This is a genomic window from Curtobacterium sp. ABR8, assembly GCF_057812125.1.
Genome location: NZ_CM173818.1, coordinates 3,068,130 through 3,084,026 on the forward strand (window position 1 = coordinate 3,068,130; position 15,897 = coordinate 3,084,026).

Annotated in this window: 17 protein-coding genes; 11 read left to right on the top strand and 6 right to left on the bottom strand. The window is 70.6% G+C overall.

The window, feature by feature from the left end; genetic code table 11:
* Window positions 1-103 precede the first annotated feature (103 nt).
* From ACXKZB_RS14575 to ACXKZB_RS14585, 3 genes are read left to right on the top strand one after another with little or no spacing between them, the layout of a single operon-like run.
* Window positions 104-679, top strand: coding sequence for a M15 family metallopeptidase (locus ACXKZB_RS14575; RefSeq protein ID WP_488823601.1), 576 nt, complete (start codon window positions 104-106; stop codon window positions 677-679).
* Entirely contained in the window at window positions 676-1,815 is a 1,140-nt protein-coding gene (alr, locus tag ACXKZB_RS14580) for an alanine racemase (RefSeq protein ID WP_488823602.1), read from the top strand. Before ACXKZB_RS14575 ends, alr begins: the two co-directional genes overlap by 4 nt.
* Window positions 1,808-2,821: a D-alanine--D-alanine ligase family protein gene (locus ACXKZB_RS14585; RefSeq protein ID WP_488823603.1), complete on the top strand. Its 1,014-nt coding sequence runs from the start codon at window positions 1,808-1,810 to the stop codon at window positions 2,819-2,821. Before alr ends, ACXKZB_RS14585 begins: the two co-directional genes overlap by 8 nt.
* Window positions 2,822-2,850: 29 nt before the next feature.
* Here the strand turns inward: ACXKZB_RS14585 and ACXKZB_RS14590 are convergent, their stop codons facing one another.
* The 3 genes from ACXKZB_RS14590 to ACXKZB_RS14600 all read right to left on the bottom strand — a co-directional run bounded on the left by ACXKZB_RS14590 (window position 2,851) and on the right by ACXKZB_RS14600 (window position 4,210).
* Entirely contained in the window at window positions 2,851-2,979 is a 129-nt protein-coding gene (locus ACXKZB_RS14590; RefSeq protein WP_488823604.1) for a hypothetical protein, read from the bottom strand.
* A gap of 62 nt (window positions 2,980-3,041) precedes the next feature.
* Window positions 3,042-3,593, bottom strand: coding sequence for a hypothetical protein (locus ACXKZB_RS14595; RefSeq protein WP_488823605.1), 552 nt, complete (start codon window positions 3,591-3,593; stop codon window positions 3,042-3,044).
* Between the two features lie 80 nt (window positions 3,594-3,673).
* Window positions 3,674-4,210 (bottom strand): hypothetical protein, encoded by a 537-nt coding sequence (locus ACXKZB_RS14600; RefSeq protein WP_488823606.1) that lies wholly within the window; start codon window positions 4,208-4,210, stop codon window positions 3,674-3,676.
* Window positions 4,211-4,267: 57 nt separating this feature from the next.
* Between ACXKZB_RS14600 and ACXKZB_RS14605 the strand changes: the two genes are divergently transcribed.
* Window positions 4,268-4,981 (top strand): NUDIX hydrolase, encoded by a 714-nt coding sequence (locus ACXKZB_RS14605; RefSeq protein WP_488823607.1) that lies wholly within the window; start codon window positions 4,268-4,270, stop codon window positions 4,979-4,981.
* On the opposite strand, the gene ACXKZB_RS14610 is transcribed toward ACXKZB_RS14605, so the two are convergent.
* Window positions 4,887-6,143, bottom strand: coding sequence for an ROK family protein (locus tag ACXKZB_RS14610; protein ID WP_488823608.1), 1,257 nt, complete (start codon window positions 6,141-6,143; stop codon window positions 4,887-4,889). The genes ACXKZB_RS14605 and ACXKZB_RS14610 overlap by 95 nt on opposite strands.
* 168 nt (window positions 6,144-6,311) lie before the next feature.
* Between ACXKZB_RS14610 and ACXKZB_RS14615 the strand changes: the two genes are divergently transcribed.
* The 6 genes from ACXKZB_RS14615 (at window position 6,312) to ACXKZB_RS14640 (ending at window position 13,439) form a co-directional block, all read left to right on the top strand.
* Window positions 6,312-7,574 (top strand): ABC transporter substrate-binding protein, encoded by a 1,263-nt coding sequence (locus ACXKZB_RS14615; RefSeq protein ID WP_488823609.1) that lies wholly within the window; start codon window positions 6,312-6,314, stop codon window positions 7,572-7,574.
* A gap of 11 nt (window positions 7,575-7,585) precedes the next feature.
* Window positions 7,586-8,533 (top strand): carbohydrate ABC transporter permease, encoded by a 948-nt coding sequence (locus tag ACXKZB_RS14620; RefSeq protein WP_488823610.1) that lies wholly within the window; start codon window positions 7,586-7,588, stop codon window positions 8,531-8,533.
* Window positions 8,533-9,438, top strand: coding sequence for a carbohydrate ABC transporter permease (locus tag ACXKZB_RS14625; protein WP_488823611.1), 906 nt, complete (start codon window positions 8,533-8,535; stop codon window positions 9,436-9,438). The genes ACXKZB_RS14620 and ACXKZB_RS14625 overlap by 1 nt, the downstream gene beginning before the upstream one ends.
* Window positions 9,439-9,473: 35 nt before the next feature.
* Complete coding sequence (locus tag ACXKZB_RS14630; RefSeq protein WP_488823612.1) at window positions 9,474-11,144, top strand: glycoside hydrolase family 13 protein; 1,671 nt, start codon at window positions 9,474-9,476, stop codon at window positions 11,142-11,144.
* A gap of 145 nt (window positions 11,145-11,289) precedes the next feature.
* Window positions 11,290-12,219, top strand: a complete 930-nt coding sequence (locus tag ACXKZB_RS14635) for an ABC transporter ATP-binding protein (protein ID WP_488823613.1) — start codon at window positions 11,290-11,292, stop codon at window positions 12,217-12,219.
* On the top strand, window positions 12,216-13,439 hold the full coding sequence (locus ACXKZB_RS14640; RefSeq protein WP_488823614.1) for an ABC transporter permease: 1,224 nt from the start codon (window positions 12,216-12,218) through the stop codon (window positions 13,437-13,439). Before ACXKZB_RS14635 ends, ACXKZB_RS14640 begins: the two co-directional genes overlap by 4 nt.
* Here ACXKZB_RS14640 and ACXKZB_RS14645 read toward each other — a convergent pair.
* The gene (locus ACXKZB_RS14645; RefSeq protein ID WP_488823615.1) at window positions 13,436-14,146 is read right to left on the bottom strand and encodes a hypothetical protein; all 711 of its coding nucleotides are present in this window, start codon (window positions 14,144-14,146) and stop codon (window positions 13,436-13,438) included. The two genes, ACXKZB_RS14640 and ACXKZB_RS14645, sit on opposite strands and share 4 nt — an antisense overlap.
* Before the next feature lie 103 nt (window positions 14,147-14,249).
* On the bottom strand, window positions 14,250-14,915 hold the full coding sequence (gene pnuC, locus ACXKZB_RS14650; protein WP_488823616.1) for a nicotinamide riboside transporter PnuC: 666 nt from the start codon (window positions 14,913-14,915) through the stop codon (window positions 14,250-14,252).
* A 356-nt stretch (window positions 14,916-15,271) separates the two neighbouring features.
* Between pnuC and ACXKZB_RS14655 the strand changes: the two genes are divergently transcribed.
* Complete coding sequence (locus ACXKZB_RS14655; protein WP_123314016.1) at window positions 15,272-15,826, top strand: alternate-type signal peptide domain-containing protein; 555 nt, start codon at window positions 15,272-15,274, stop codon at window positions 15,824-15,826.
* Window positions 15,827-15,897: the final 71 nt, after the last annotated feature.

Below are 15,897 nucleotides of genomic sequence, written 5' to 3' on the forward strand. Positions count from 1 at the left end.
GCAGAAACAGCGACGCTCCTGCAACGCCGGCTCAGGTGCACTCGTCCGTATGCCCACCAACCCCACGTCCAGCCGACCGCAACCCCGACGTCGACGAGTCCGCGTGCTGCCCGTCGTGCTCGCGGTGCTGCTGCTCGCATCGGCAGGCGCTGTCCTCACATCCCTCTTCCTGACCCCGGGGACCGTCACCGGACTCGGCGACGAGGCTCCCGCAGCGTCCGACGGCACCGGAGCGCTCGATGGCGACGTCCCGCCCGGCACGACGGTCTTCGACGACGTCCCCGCGGTCACCCGTCTCCGCCCCGACCTCCTCGGCGCGGTCCGGCACGCAGCCCGCGATGCGGATGCCGAGGGAGTCCGGTTCACCGTGAACAGTGGCTGGCGATCCCCGGCGCTCCAGGAGCAGCTGTTGGACGAGGCGGTCGCCGAGTACGGCTCGCGGCAGGAGGCCGCGCGGTGGGTGTCCACGCCGGAGACGTCGCTGCACGTCCGCGGTGCAGCGATCGACATCGGTGGCTGGGACGCGGCGACCTGGTTGCAGCAGAACGGCGCGAGGTACGGCCTGTGCCAGATCTACGACAACGAAGCGTGGCACTTCGAGCTCCGCGCCGGCGCACCGCAGGCGGGCTGCCCGCGGAAGTACTGGGACCCCACCGACGACCCGCGGATGCAGCGATGACGAAGGGTGTGCCGGAACTGCTCGTCCACGACGATGCCGTCCGCGCCAACACAGCGGTCTTCAGCGATCGCACGCGTGGCCGACTGATGGCAGTCCTGAAGGCCGACGGGTTCGGCCACGGTGCGGTCGCCGCGTCGGTCGTCGCAGCCGGCGCGACCGCGATCGGCGTGACGAACATCGACGAGGCGTTGGCCGTCCGCGCCGGTGTCCCGGGAGTGCCGGTGCTCAGCTGGCTCAACCCGGTCGACGCCGACTTCGACGGAGCGCTGCTCGCGGGCATCGACATCGCGGTGTCCGGTACGGAGCTGCTCGACGCCGTGCACCGAGCAGCGATCAGGACGGGTCGGCGTGCGCGGCTGCACCTCCACGTCGACATCGGCATGGCCAGGGACGGCGCACCGCCGGCCTCGTGGCCAGCGCTGTGCGCACTGGCGTTCGAGCTCGAAGCGACCGGAACGGTCCGGGTCGTCGGGGTGATGGGGCACATGTCCTGCGCCGACCGACCCGCAGACCCGCAGAACGTCCGCGAGCGGCTCCTCTTCGCCAACGCCGTCCGCACTGCTCGGCGACGAGGACTCTCCCGGTTCGTCACCCACCTCGCGGCCACGGCGGCGACGATCACCGGAGTCGGCGCCGGGTACGACCTGCACCGGGTCGGAGCGGGCCTGTTCGGCATCGACCCATCCGGGACGTCGACGGACCTGCAGCCCACGCTCTCCCTGACCGCGCCCGTCGTCGGCGTCCGGACGATCCTGGCCGGGACCGGCGTCGGGTACGGGCTGGAGCACGTGGCGGACCGGCGCACGAACCTGGCGCTGTTGCCGCTGGGCTACGGGGACGGACTCCCCCTCGCTGCATCCGGGCGCGCCGAGGTCATGGTGCGGGGGCGGCGTCGACCGCTCGTCGGACGGTTCTCGATGGACATGGTCGTCGTCGACACCGGGGACGAGGAGTTGCACCTCGGCGAGACGGTCACGGTCTTCGGCCGCGGACGCGGCGACGAACCCACGGTCCGCGACTGGGCTGGTTGGGCGAACACCATCGAGCACGAGATCGTCACCCGGATCGGCAGCCGAGTCGCCCGCGTCCGTCGATCCACGACATCCACGACATCCACGGAGAAGACCGATGCCTGAGCCGAAGCCATCCCTGCGCCGGGTCGCCGTCCTCGGCGGCGGAGCGAACGACGAACACGACGTCTCCCTCGCATCGGCACGTTCGGTCGCGCGCGCCGTGCGGGCACTCGGACTGGAGGTGGTCGCGCTCACCATCGACCGGGCCGGGTGCTGGTGGCGGACCGGCGGCACGGAGCTCACCCCGAGCGGAGCGGTCTCCTTGCTCACCACGTGCGATGCAGCGTTCCCCGTCCTGCACGGCGAGCACGGTGAAGACGGCGCTGCCGCTGGGTTCCTCGAGATGATCGGCGTCCCGGTCGTCGGCTCACCCGTCCGCGCGGGTGCGCTCGGGCTCGACAAGTGGGTCACGAAGCTCGTTGCCGAAGCGGTCGGGATCCGCACAGCGCCAGCGGTCCTGCTGCGGCGGGGCGACGACCTCGACGGCCCGCCGCTCGGGTTGCCGTGTGTGGTGAAGCCGACCACGGGCGGATCGAGCAACGGGGTGTCACTCGTGCGGAGCGCTGCCCAGTTCCCGCCCGCGGTCCGAGTCGCCCGCGACGCAGGGGACGACGTCCTCGTCGAGTCGTTCGTCACGGGACGCGAGGTCGACATCGCCGTGTTCCGTGACCGCGGCGGTGTCCTGCGCTCGGGCGCGACCTTGGAGATCGGGGTCGCCGAGGGCTCGCTCTTCGGCCGAGCAGAGAAGTACGACGGCTCGGCGACCTTCGTCGTGCCTGCTCGGTTGACGGCCGCGGAGCACGAGGCGGTCGAGCACGCGGCGCGCACCCTGTACGAGTCGCTCGGTTGCGCCGGAGTCGCTCGGTTCGACTTCTTCGTGACCGGCGACGGCGTCGTCCTCAACGAGCTGAACACCTCGCCGGGCTTCACCGAACAGTCGCAGGTCCCGCAGATGTTCGACGCCGTCGGACTCACGTACACCGAACTCGTCCGCGAGTTGCTCGACGCCGCCGCCCCCGAGCACGCAGACGTCGACGGTACGCGCGCACATCGACAGACCCCTTCATGACCCGACCAGCCAGTCAGCCAGTCAGCCGGTCAGCCGGTCAGCCGGTCTTCCACGATGACCACCATGAGCGTCGCACCCCGACCGGCCGAGCCCGCATCCTCCGTGCCGGAGGACACCCCGAACACGACGAGCGTGACCGCGATGATGACGAGGCCCACGCCGATCATCCGGCTGCCGAAACCGCCACCATCGCGCCGCGGGCCGGCTCCTCGCTCGCCGCTCACCGCGGGTCGAACTGCGGAGCGCTCGGCTCGGGAACGGTCCAGGTTCCGCGCAGGGCGGTCAGCAGGTGGTCGATGTTCCGCAGTGCCCGTCGGGTCTCCCAGACGGAGTACGCGCAGAGGCCGACGAACAGCACCAGGATCGCCCACCAGAACGGACTGACCGTCAGGGCGGCCCAGACCGAGAACGCCGCGAAGACGACGACCATGATCGGCACGATGACCCGGTTGTTGCGGTACCGCTTGCGGGTGGACTCGAGCTCGCGGGTCCACACGACGTGGTCCACGTCGCCCGGCAGTTCCCCGGTGCGGACCGCTCGCTGGATCGCGGCGGCACCCTCGGTTCCGCCTGCCTGACGGCGACGGATCGCGATCATGATGCCGAACCCCGCGGTCGCGATCGTCGCGTACGCGATGGCTCCGATCGCTCGCTCGACGGGCGCGAAGTCACCGGGGCCGGTGAGGAGGCCCATCGCGAACCACACCGACCACAGCACCACGAACAGCAGGGGCAGCAGCGCCGGCAGCGGGAGTCGTCGGAAGCGGTCCACGGTGTCCCCTCGTAATGTTCGAGTCGTTCTCGGTTCTTCCACGATGCCCACGGTGTCCGAGAGTCCGCTGGGTACCCGGGCTACTGTGCACCGCCGCGCTCCCGACGGCGGACCACGAGCGTGCCGATGCCCTGCACGACGAAGAACAGCCCGCACGCGATGACCAGCACCGCCGTCAGGAGCCCGGCAACCGTCGCACCGCCCAACACGAGCGGCGCGACGCCCACGGCGACGAAGATCCCGCCCATCACGATGACGACGACCGGGTTCGGGGCGATGAAGAACCGGCGGCCACCGTTGGCCTCGGCGACGGCACGGTCGCGAGCCTGCGGGACGGCGTCCGGCGACCGACCCGCGAGCCGGTCCGCACGGCGCCGCAGCGCTCGGAGGACGAGCCACACGGCGAGGCCGATCACGATGCCACCGAGGAGCGCGGCCCACTCGGCGAGGCCGAGGAAGCCGAGGACGACCCGCGCGAGGAAGCCGGCCACGATGCCGATGACCATCGCCGTGGTGGTCCGGTCGGTTCGACCGTCGACGCCCGTCACGTAGCCGGGACGGCGGGCGTAGGGATCATGCTCGTCGGCGGGTCTCTCGTCGACACGTTCGGTTGCCATGGGTCGAACCTACCGATCACCGGACGGCTCGTGACCAACGCCTAGGGTGGGCGGGTGATGGACGACGGGCGCGCACGGGCGGCACTGGCGAGGCTCGCGGCGACCGGGTGGGGCGACGCCGAGCCGCCCGTCGAACCCGGCGGCACGACCGCCCCGCGGCACGCTGCCGTCCTGATGCTCTTCGGCGCACTCGACGGCACCCCCAGCGACCGCCCCGCCGTCGCCGCCGACGTGCCGCGTGACCTCGACGTCCTGTTGCTCGCTCGCGCCACGACCCTGCGCGCGCACCCGGGCGAGGTCGCGTTCCCCGGCGGACGGATCGACCCGGGCGATGCCGACGCCGTCGCCGCGGCCCTGCGCGAGGCGCGTGAGGAGACCGGCCTCGACCCCGCCGGCGTCGAGGTCCTCGGCACGCTGCCCGCCGTGCCGCTGGCGTTCTCGAACCACCTGGTCCGCCCGGTGCTGGGCTGGTGGCGCGAGCCGTCCCCGATCCGGGTCGTCGACGAGCGCGAGTCGGCCGCGGTCTTCCGGGTGCCGGTGGCGGACCTGCTCGACCCGGCGAACCGCGGGGTCACGGTGATCCGACGCGGTGGTCAGGAGTGGCGCGGGCCGGGCTTCACGGTCGATGCGGAGGGCAGCGAGCGCCCCGACGACGGCGGCCACCTGGTGTGGGGGTTCACCGCGATGCTGCTGGATGCGCTGTTCGACCGACTCGGGTGGACCGAGGACTGGGACCGGACGCGGGAGCTTCACCTCGACCGTCGGCACTGACGACAGCAGGGTCGACCAGCGGGAACGACAGCGGATCAGCACGGACGGCATCCACCGCGTGGGCGACGGCCCCGATGACGACGACGTCGCCACCGAGCGTGGACGCCACCAGCTCGGGCACGGGGTCGAAGTGCCAGCCGTCGAGCAGCGCACGGGCCCGGTCGATGACGGCGACCGCAGGCTGGGCGATCGCACCGGCGACGACCACGCGGTCGATGTCGAGCAGGCTGGCGAGCAGGACGCAGACGCGGGCGAGCCGGTCGCCGAGGCGGTCGACGATCGTCAGCGCCAGGGCGTCGCCGTCCTGCGCCGCTCGGAACACGGCGGAGGCGCCGGCGTCCACCGTGAGGGGGCTGCCCGGCTCGATCTCGCCGGCGGCGAGGGCCTCGGCGACCAGCGTCCGTGCCGTCGCGCCGATGCCGTCCGACGACCCCACGCCCTGGACGATGTCGAGCACGCGCATCTCCCCCGCGCCGCCGTGGGCACCCCTGAGCAGCACGCCGTCGACCACGAGCCCGCTGCCGAACCGCTCGCCGGAGAGCAGCGCGGCGAACGAGGCGTCCCCCGAGGACGGCCGCTCGGCGAGCGCGGCGAGGTTCGCGTCGTTCTCGACGACGACGCGGCCGTGCGGGACGGCGTGGGCGAAGCCCGGGTTCATCCGGTCCCAGAAGCCGCCGTCGCCCGGCGATGCCCCGCCGGCGTCGACCGGCGCGGGGATGCCGACGACGGTGACCAGGACGCGGGAGCGGTCGGCACCCGCCGCGGCGAGCGCGTCGTCCACGGTGTCGGCGAGGACCGCGAGCCGGACGGGGACCTCGAGTCCCGATTCACCGAGCGCCCCCTCGGCGCGACCGAGCACGGTGCCGCGCAGGTCCGCGACGAAGGCGGTGACCCGGTGCTGTCCGGCGTCCACGCCGACGACGACCCCGGCGACGGTGTCGAGTTCGTAGCGCCGGGCGGGCCGGCCGATCCGGTACTCCCCGGCGGCACGGGCGTCGTCGAGCTCGTGGAGCCAGCCGAGCCGGACGAGTTCCTCGCACGCGGCCAGGACGGTCGAGCGGGTCAGGCCGGTGGCGTCGATGGCCTCGGTCGCGGTGAAGGCGCCGGCGTCGAAGGCGTGCGCGAGCAGTGTCTCGGCGCTCGTTCGACGGGGTGGCGGCATGCCGTGACCTTATCGCGCAAGGAGTTCCTTGCGTAATTAGATTTTGTCGCTAGATTTAGTCCCGCGGTCGACATCGGAGCCGATCGCAGGACGGAACGGCAGGGCTGCCGGGTCCGGACGGACGGAGACGACGTGCAACCACACGCCACGACCAGGACGGCAGCATCGGTGAGCCGACGCTCGTTCCTGCTCGGAGCCGGCGGCATCGCCAGCGGGCTCGCGCTCGCGGGGTGCGCCCCGATCGGGTCCGCGAGCGCCAAGCCGGAGACCATCACGTTCTACGTGTCGAAGCCCGAGGTCATCGGCTACTTCGACGGCGTCATCGCGCAGTTCCACGACAGCCAGTCGAAGGTGCGGGTCGTGCGCGACTCGACCTCGAGCATGTCCGCGAACTTCGTCCGGAACCGTCCGCCGGACCTCGGGTGCTGGAACTACAACTTCTCGGTCGTGCCGTTCGTCGAGCACGGGGCACTGACGGACCTGTCCGACCTGCCCCAGACCGACACGATCAACCCCGACCTGTGGCCGCTCATGGAGCAGACCGCCGACTACCCGGGCCGCAAGAGCGCCCTGCCGTACTCGGTGACCGCCGCCTCGGTGATCTACAACAAGGCGCTGTTCGCCGAGCAGGGGCTCGAGGTCCCGACGACCTGGAGCGAGTTCGCCGACCTCTGCGAGCGCCTGACGAAGGCCGGGATCGCCCCGATCTACGGCACGTTCAAGGACAACTGGACGATCGCGCAGGGCATGTTCGACTACACGATCGGCGGCGCGATCGACACCCCGAAGACGTTCGACGCGCTGCGACGCGAGGGCACGAAGGTCGGCAAGGACTCGTCGGTGTCGTTCGAGAAGGACCTCCGGACACCGATGGAACGCATGGTCCAGCTGCGCGAGTGGCACCAGGACGGCGCGGCCAGCCGCGGGTACGGCGACGGCAACCTCGCCTTCGCGCAGGGCAAGGCCGCGATGTACCTGCAGGGACCGTGGGCCCTGGGCGAGATCGCGAAGACGAACAAGGACATGGACCTCGGCACCTTCCCGCTGCCCGTCACCGACGACGCCGCGGACAACAAGGTGCGGGTGAACGTGGACCTGGCGCTCTGGATCCCGGAGGCGTCGCGCAAGCAGGAGGCGGCTCGCGAGTTCCTGTCGTTCCTGATGCAGTCGAAGGTCAATGACGAGTACAACGCCGACAACAACGGCTTCGGTGTCCGGAAGGACGCTCCCCCGGCATCGAACCCGGCGCTGACCGGCATGCAGTCGTACTACGACGACGCCGCCTTCTACCTCGGTGCGTCGCAGCTCATCCCCGCCGAGATCCCGGTCGCGAACTACGCGCAGTCGATCGCCTTCGGCGGCGACCCGCAGCGCCAGCTCCGCACCCTCGACGCCGACTGGGCGCGCCTCGCGCTCCGCACGGCCGCGTAAGGAGACGTCCCATGGCAACCACGACCACCGAAGCCATCACGACGGCGGACCGCCGCCGACGGGGCGGAGCCGCCCCGGGCCTCCAGTCCGTCACCCACAAGCGGAAGCGGATCGAACCGCTCTTCCTCGCCTTCCTGCTCCCCACCCTGCTGCTCTTCACGCTCGCCATCACGCTGCCGGCCGTGATGGGCATCGTGCTGAGCTTCACGAACTCCGTCGGGTTCGGTGAGTTCCGCTTCATCGGGCTCACGAACTACGTCGCGGTGTTCTCCGACCCGGCGATCCTGCAGGCGTACCTGTTCACCCTCGGGTTCTCGCTCGTCACCGTGATCGTCGTGAACGCGGTCGCGTTCCTGCTCGCCATCGCCCTGACCTCGAAGATCCGCGGCAAGATCGCCCTCCGCGCGGTGTTCGTGCTGCCGATGGTGATCTCCGGCATCGTCATCGCGTACGTGTTCTCGTTCCTGTTCGCGAACAGCCTGCCGGCGTTCGCGACCGCGATCGGCTTCGGGCCGCTCGAGCAGAGCATCCTGGCGAACCCCGACCTGGCGTGGGTCGCGATCGTGATCGTCACCGCGTGGCAGGCGATCCCGTCGACGCTCCTCATCTACATCGCCGGGGTGCTGTCCATCCCCGGCGAGGTCTACGAGGCCGCTGCCCTCGACGGCGCGAGTGCCTGGCGCCAGCTGATCTCGATCACCGCGCCGCTGACGGCCGGCTACATCCTGATCAACCTGGTGATCGGGTTCAAGAACTTCCTGAACTCGTACGACATCATCGTCGGCCTGACCGACGGCGGCCCCGGCACCTCGACCACGAGCGTCGCGATGTCGATCTTCAAGGGCTTCAACGGCGGCGACTACGCGTACCAGATGGCCAACGCCACGATCTTCTTCGTCATCGCGGTCGTCATCGCCGTGATCCAGCTGCGGGCGACCCGCGGGAAGGCAGCGCTCTGATGACCATCCAGACACCCCTCCGTCCGGGAACGACGAAGACGGGCACCATCCGATCGGTCGACGCCGACCGGACCGCGGGCCGCCGCGGCGGCACCGCCAACTGGCCCGTCACCGTCGTCCTCGTGCTCTGCGCGCTCTCGATCCTGGTGCCGCTGTACGTCACGCTGACGATGGCGTTCAAGACGACGAGCCAGGCGGTCGACGGCAACGCGTTCTCGCTGCCCGCGCCCTTCAGCGTCGACGGCTTCGTGCAGGCGTGGGAGCTCACCGACTTCCCGCGGGCGTTCGGCGTCTCGGTGCTCGTCGCCGCGATCACCGTCGTCGGCACGATCCTGCTCGCCTCGTTCACGGCGTTCGCGATCGCCCGGAACTGGGACCGTCGGCTGTTCCGCTGGTCGTTCTTCTACCTGCTCGCCGCCATGTTCCTGCCGTTCCCGGTGCTCGCGCTGTCGCAGGTGAAGCTCACCGGACTCGCGCACCTGGACAACCCGTTCGGCGTCGCGCTGCTGCACGTCATGTTCCAGCTGTCGTTCAGCGTGCTGCTCTTCACGGCCTTCCTGCGGTCGATCCCGGCCGAGCTCGAGGAGAGCGCCCGCATCGACGGTGCGAGCACGGGCCAGGTGTTCTGGCGGCTCGTGTTCCCGCTGCTGGCACCGATGAGCGCCACCGTCGGCATCTTCGCGTTCCTGGCGTCGTGGAACGACTTCGTGATGCCGTCGTTGATCACCTCGGACCCGGCGCTGCAGACCCTGCCGGTGCTGCAGCAGATGTTCCAGACGCAGTTCAGCAACAACTACAACGTGTCGTTCGCCTCGTACCTGATGGCGATGGCGCCGGCGATCATCGTCTACCTCGTCACCCAGCGATGGGTGATGGCCGGTGTGACCCAGGGCGCCATCAAGTGACCGGAACAACGACCTCGACCGAAGGAAGAACCCAGATGACCGACGTGCTCGACCCCGCCGTCAGCGCCAGCCCGACCTCGACCGACGAGACCTGGTGGCGCCAGGCGAGCGTCTACCAGATCTACCCGCGCTCCTTCGCGGACGCGAACGGCGACGGCATCGGCGACCTGCCCGGCATCTCCGAGCGCGTGCCGTACCTGGCGTCGCTCGGTGTCGAGGCCGTCTGGCTCAGCCCCTTCTACCCGTCCGCGCTGGCCGACGGCGGCTACGACGTCGACGACTACCGCGACGTCGACCCGAAGCTCGGCACGCTCGACGACTTCGACCGGATGGTCGAGGCACTGCACGCCGCCGGCATCCGGGTGATCGTGGACGTGGTGCCGAACCACACGAGCGACCGGCACGAGTGGTTCCGCGAGGCGCTCGCCGCGCCGAAGGGCTCCCCCGCCCGCGACCGGTACGTGTTCCGCGACGGTACCGGGCCCTCCGGCGACCAGGCGCCGGCCGACTGGATCTCGATCTTCGGCGGCCCCGCGTGGACCGCGGTCGGCGACGGCCAGTGGTACCTGCACTCCTTTGCCAAGGAGCAGCCCGACCTGAACTGGGCGAACCGCGAGGTCCGCGACGACTTCCTGCACACCCTGCGGTTCTGGTCGGACCGCGGCGTCGACGGCTTCCGGATCGACGTCGCCCACGGGCTCGCGAAGGACCTGCCCACCGGCACCCTGCCGACCTGGGCGGAACTCGCCGAGATCCCGAAGGACGGCTCGCACCCACTGTGGGACCGCGACGACGTGCACGAGATCTACGCCGAGTGGCGGACCGTGTTCAACGAGTACACCCCGGCCCGCACCGCAGTCGCCGAGGCCTGGGTCGCCGCCGACCGCCGCGCTCGGTACGCCAGCGCCGAGGGTCTGGGGCAGGCGTTCAACTTCGACCTGCTCGAGGCCGACTTCGACGCCGGCCAGTTCCGCACGATCATCGAGTTCAACCTCGGTCTGGCCGAGCAGTCCGGCTCCTCGACCACGTGGGTCTTCTCGAACCACGACGTCGTCCGCCACGCCACCCGGTACGCGCTGCCGGCGCGGAACGGCTCCCCCGACAAGCAGGGTGGCGCGTGGCTGCTCGCCGGCGGTTCGCAGGACGACCTCGACCGCTCGCTCGGGCTGCGCCGAGCGCAGGCCGCGACCCTGCTCGAGCTCGCGCTGCCCGGCTCCGCCTACCTGTACCAGGGCGAGGAACTCGGCCTGCACGAGGTCGGCGACATCCCCGACGCCGACCGTCAGGACCCCGCGTTCTTCCGCAACCCGGGTGTCGACGTCGGCCGTGACGGCTGCCGTGTGCCGATCCCGTGGACCCGGTCCGGGCCGTCGTTCGGCTTCGGCGCCGGCACCGCGCACCTGCCGCAGCCGGCGTGGTTCGCGGACGCGAGCGTCGAGGCCGAGGACGCCGACCCCGACTCGACCCTGAACCTGTACCGGAAGGCCCTCGGACTGCGCGGACAGCTGCAGTCCGAGGAACACCTGGAGTGGCTCGAGACCGGCCGCGACGACGTGCTCGCCTTCCGACGCCCGAACGGCTGGACGAGCGTGACGGTGTTCGGTGACGAGCCCTACGAACTCCCCGCCGGCGAGCTGCTGCTCGCCTCGGCGCCGGTGGCAGACGGCGCCCTGACGGGCGTGGGGACGGCCTGGTTGCGTTCCTGACGCAGGGTGCGCGTCGTGGACGCGACCAGGGGACGGACGGGAGGCGCGGTGCGGGCAGGCACCGTGCCTCCCGTCCGTCGTGCGGTCACCGTCTCGGGCCGCGACCGGCAGCCGGGACGTCAGCCGGTCCCGGTAGGGTCACCGCATGAGCGGGGCGACCATCAGCGTGCAGGACTTCGTCATGCGGTTCGGGGACCGGAACGTGGTCGACGGACTGTCGTTCGACGTCGCCGCCGGCGAGACGTTCGGCCTGCTCGGCAGCAACGGCTCCGGCAAGACCACGACGATCCGCGCCCTGCTCGGCATCACCACCCCGACCACCGGCACCCTGACCATCGACGGCCAGCCGTACCGGCCCGCCACCGGCGGCATCGGGTACCTGCCTGAAGAACGCGGGCTCTACCGCAAGGAATCCGTCATCGACGTGATGTCCTACTTCGGACGGCTCCGCGGGCTGCGCGGCCCCGAGGCCACGGCCTGGAGCATGGACTACCTGGCCCGCGTGGGCCTGGCCGACCGCGCCAAGCTCCGCGTCGACAAGCTCTCCGGCGGCCAGCAGCAGAAGGTGCAGCTCGGCATCACGATCATGGACCGGCCGCGGCTGCTCATCCTCGACGAACCCACGAAGGGCCTCGACCCCGTCAACCGTCGACTGCTGCTCGACCTGGTCGACGAGCGCAAGGCCGACGGCGCGACCGTCATCCTCGTGACCCACCACATGGACGAGGTCGAGCGGCTCTGCGACCGGATCCTGCTGCTCAAGGACGGCACGGCCGCGGCCTACGGGTCCATCCCCGACGTGCAGGACGCCTTCGGCGGCGCCGTCGCCCGGGTCGGCCTCGACGGACCGGTCCCCCGCTCGCCGCTGTACAAGCTCGCGCGGCACGAGGGGCACGTCGCCTACCTCGTGCCGACGTCCGCCGCCGCGCCGGACGGCGCCGACATCCTCGCCGCGCTGGTGGCGGACGGTGTCCGCGTCACCGCGTTCGAGATGCGCCGGATCCCGCTCGACGAGATCTTCGTGCAGGTCTACGGCCACGACGCGCTCGCCGCCGCCGAGGGGGTAGCAGCGTGAGCCGCCTCGGCACCGTCGTCCGGTTCGAGTTCGTCCGCGCGGTCAAGAAGCCCGCGTTCTGGATCGGCACGCTCGCGCTGCCGGTCGTCATCGTCGTCGTGTCCCTGCTCGTCGGCATCGGACAGGCAGCCGGCACCGACTCGGTGGTCTCCGGCTCGTCGGCCACGAAGACCCCGTTCCGCTACCTCGACCACTCCGGGCTGGTGTCCGAGTCCGTCGCCGCGAAGTGGGGCGGATCGCCGTCCACCGACGCCGGTGCCGACCGCGCCGCCGTGCGCTCCGGCGCCCTCGACGCGTTCATCGAGTTCCCCGCGTCGCCGTCGACCACCGCGATCCAGGTCGACGCCGCCGACCGCGGGCTGTTCGCGAACGGCGGCTACTCGTCGCTCGCCGAGCGGGTGCTCGAGCAGAGCGTCGCCGCGACCGTCGACGACCCCGAGACGGTCGAGCTCCTGCGCTCCCCACCGGCCACCGACGTCACGACCTACGCCGACGGGCGGGTCGCCCCGGGCTGGCTGTCGATCGTGCCGCCGTTCCTGTACGTCGCCGCCTTCTTCGGGCTCGTCATCCTGCTCGCCGCACGCATGGTGACCGTCGTGGTCGAGGAGAAGGAGAACCGCATCTCCGAGATGATCCTGACGGCCGTCACCGCCGGCGACCTGATCCGCGGCAAGGTGATCGCGATGCTGCTCGTCGGGTTCGTGCAGGTCGGGGTGTTCGTCGTCCCCGGGCTGGTGGGGATGCTCGCCGTCCTGCCGCTCGTCGCCTCGCAGCTGGGCGGCCTGACGATCGACCCGTGGCGGATGCTCGTCGGTGCCCTGCTGCTCGTCGGCGGCGTCCTGCTGGCGTCCGGGTTGTTCGTCGCCGTCGGTGCCGCGGTGCCGTCGATCAAGGACGCCTCGGCGCTGCAGTCGGCGGCGATCTTCGCCCTGATCATCCCGCTCTACGCGGCGTTCTTCGTGATGACCACCCCGTCGTCGCCCGTCGCCGCGTTCTTCACGTACTTCCCGACGTTCACGCCCGTCACCGCCATGGTCCGGAACGCCGTCGGCTCACTGAGCGTCACCGAGTCGGTGGTCTGCATCGTCGAGGTGTTCGTCGCCGCCGGGCTGCTGCTGTGGTTCGCCGAGTACCTGTTCCGGCACTCGGTCGCGCAGTACGGGTCGAAGGTGACGCTGCGGCAGATCGTGTCGTGGCGGCGGCGGTCGGTCTCCCGCTAGGGACGGCTCTGGGGTTCCCGCTCGGGCTCACGAGCTTCCTGCTGCTGCGCTGCCGGTCGCTCGCGTCGGGGCGTCTCGCGCTCGGGGACGTCGGCGTCGAGGTCCCACGACGGCAGCTCGTGCTGCTTCCAGCCCTGTCGGAGCGTCCGGACCGAGCGGTCGAACTCCACCATGACGTCGATGTGCGGCCGGACGAGCATCTGGATCTGCAGCCCCTCGTACACCGCGAGCAGCTGCGTCGCCGCCTGGTACGCCGGGATCGCCGATTCCTCGACGCCGCTGTCGAAGTCGCGTTGCAGACCGTTGCTGAGCTGCTCGACGTACTCGTCGAAGCGTTTGCGGAACAGTTCGGCGAACCCGGACTCCGAGCTCGCGACGGTGATCACGCCCGCCAGGACGCGGACGAGGCCCGGATCGGCGACGTCCTCTGCCAGGGTCAACCGGACGTGGTCGATCGTGCACGCCGGCGGCGTCTTCCGACGGGTGCCCCGCAGCTGCGTCCAGCGGTCGTACGTCACCAGCAGCAACGCCTCCCACGCGGGGAACAGTCGCTCCACGGTCTCGAGCGGGATGCCCGCGACCTCGGCCACCACCGAGGCGTCGACCGCGTCGAAGGGGTGCAGTCGGTAGGCGCGGATCGCTCCGCGGACGGTGCGCTCGGCGAGGGACTCATCGTCCTCGACGCGTTCGCCGTGCAGGGGTTCCATCGGACCATCCCATCGTGTGCGGTACCCCATTGTCTCGTCCCAGACCGGGGGCCGTCACATCCGCGCCGGGTCGTCGTGGACCAGTTCGGTGTGGGCGGGCCGTTCAGCCGACCGTGACGGGGGCTGCCGGGGGCTTGACGCGCTGGTTCATCCAGACGAAGAAGCCGGTCAGCGTGAAGACGCCGTAGAAGACGTACATGAGACCCGACGCGTAGTACCCGGCCGAGAACAGGAGCGGGACGCCGACCAGGTCGACCGCGACCCAGATGAGCCAGAACTCCACCCAGCCCTTCGCCATGCCGTAGGTGGCGAGCAGCGAACCGACGAAGATCCACGCGTCGCTCCACACCGGTTCGTACGACCCGAGGGCGCGGAACACCGGGGTGAGCAGCGCGGTCCCGCCGACCATGCCGACGACCAGCAGGATCCTGGTCCGCCACGAGGCCCAGTGCGGTTCGATCACGGTGGCGGTGTCGTCGGGGCGGTGCGTCCAGCGGTACCAGCCGTAGATGCTCACGATGATGAACATGACCTGGCGGCCGGCCTGACCGAGCAGGTTGACGGGGTTCGGGGTGTCGAACAGGGCACCCATGAAGACGGTGAACAGGAGCGCGTTGCCGACCAGCCCGATCGGCCACGCCCAGACCTTGCGGCGCATCCCGCCGAGCGCGCTGAGCAGCCCGAAGACGTTGCCGATCACCTCGCGCCAGAGCACCGTCTGGTCGCCGATGACGATCTGCGCGTCGAACAGCCAGCGCACGATGCCCATGGGTCCCTCCTCGTTTCCGGACGGTGCAACGGTTGAGGACCGCCCGACATTCCGATCATGATCGGGGTACAAACATGTCCTCCACAGGGAGGACAGAAATCACCCCCGTTCTGGGTGCATGCAAAAGCATCTTGTGACTTGTCCGCACTATGGGGGACGAGTAGCGTCGTCAGCAGAGCGAGTCCAGCCCGCCCGAGCAGCAGATCTGCGCTCCGGAGCCCGGCGACCACTCTCGGCACCGGTCAGCCGCGACCCCTCACCCGCGAGGTCGATGACACCGTCCCACCGGCACGACGACCCGAATCACCGAGCCGGTGGTGCTCAGCGCGCCCCGAAGCGCAGAACGGACCACTCCCATGCACAAGATCGTCACCGGCACCATCGCCGGCGCAGCCGGTATCGCCCTCCTCCTCGGCGGTGCAGGCACGTTCGCCCTCTGGAACGCCAGCGCCTCGAGCGCCGCGTCCTCGGTGAGCTCCGGCACGCTGACCCTCAGCGCGAACAACGACGGCGCCTGGACCGACATCACGAACGGCCGCTCGACCGCGATCAACCCCACCACCGCCCTGATGGTGCCGGGCAACACGTTCCAGTTCACGCAGACGCTGAACATCGGCGCGACCGGCCAGGACCTCAAGGCGAACCTGACCTACGCCAGCCAGTCCATCACCGGCGACTCCGCGCTCCTCGCCGCGACGCAGAAGACCCTCGCCGTGACCTCCTCGAGCGCCACCGTCGTGCAGTCGACGTCGAACGCGAACACCTTCGTCGTCTCACCGTCGGCGTCCACCTCGACCGTCAAGGTCGTCTTCACGATCACGCTGCCGTCCTCGGCGACCACCGGACAGAACGGGTCGATCAACGTCGGCGCGTTGGCCTTCACCCTCACGCAGACCGCGATCGGTTCCTGATCCACCGATCGCACTGACGCGGGCCACGACCGGCCCCTGATCCGCCGGTCGTGGCCCGCCCGGGCCCTTGC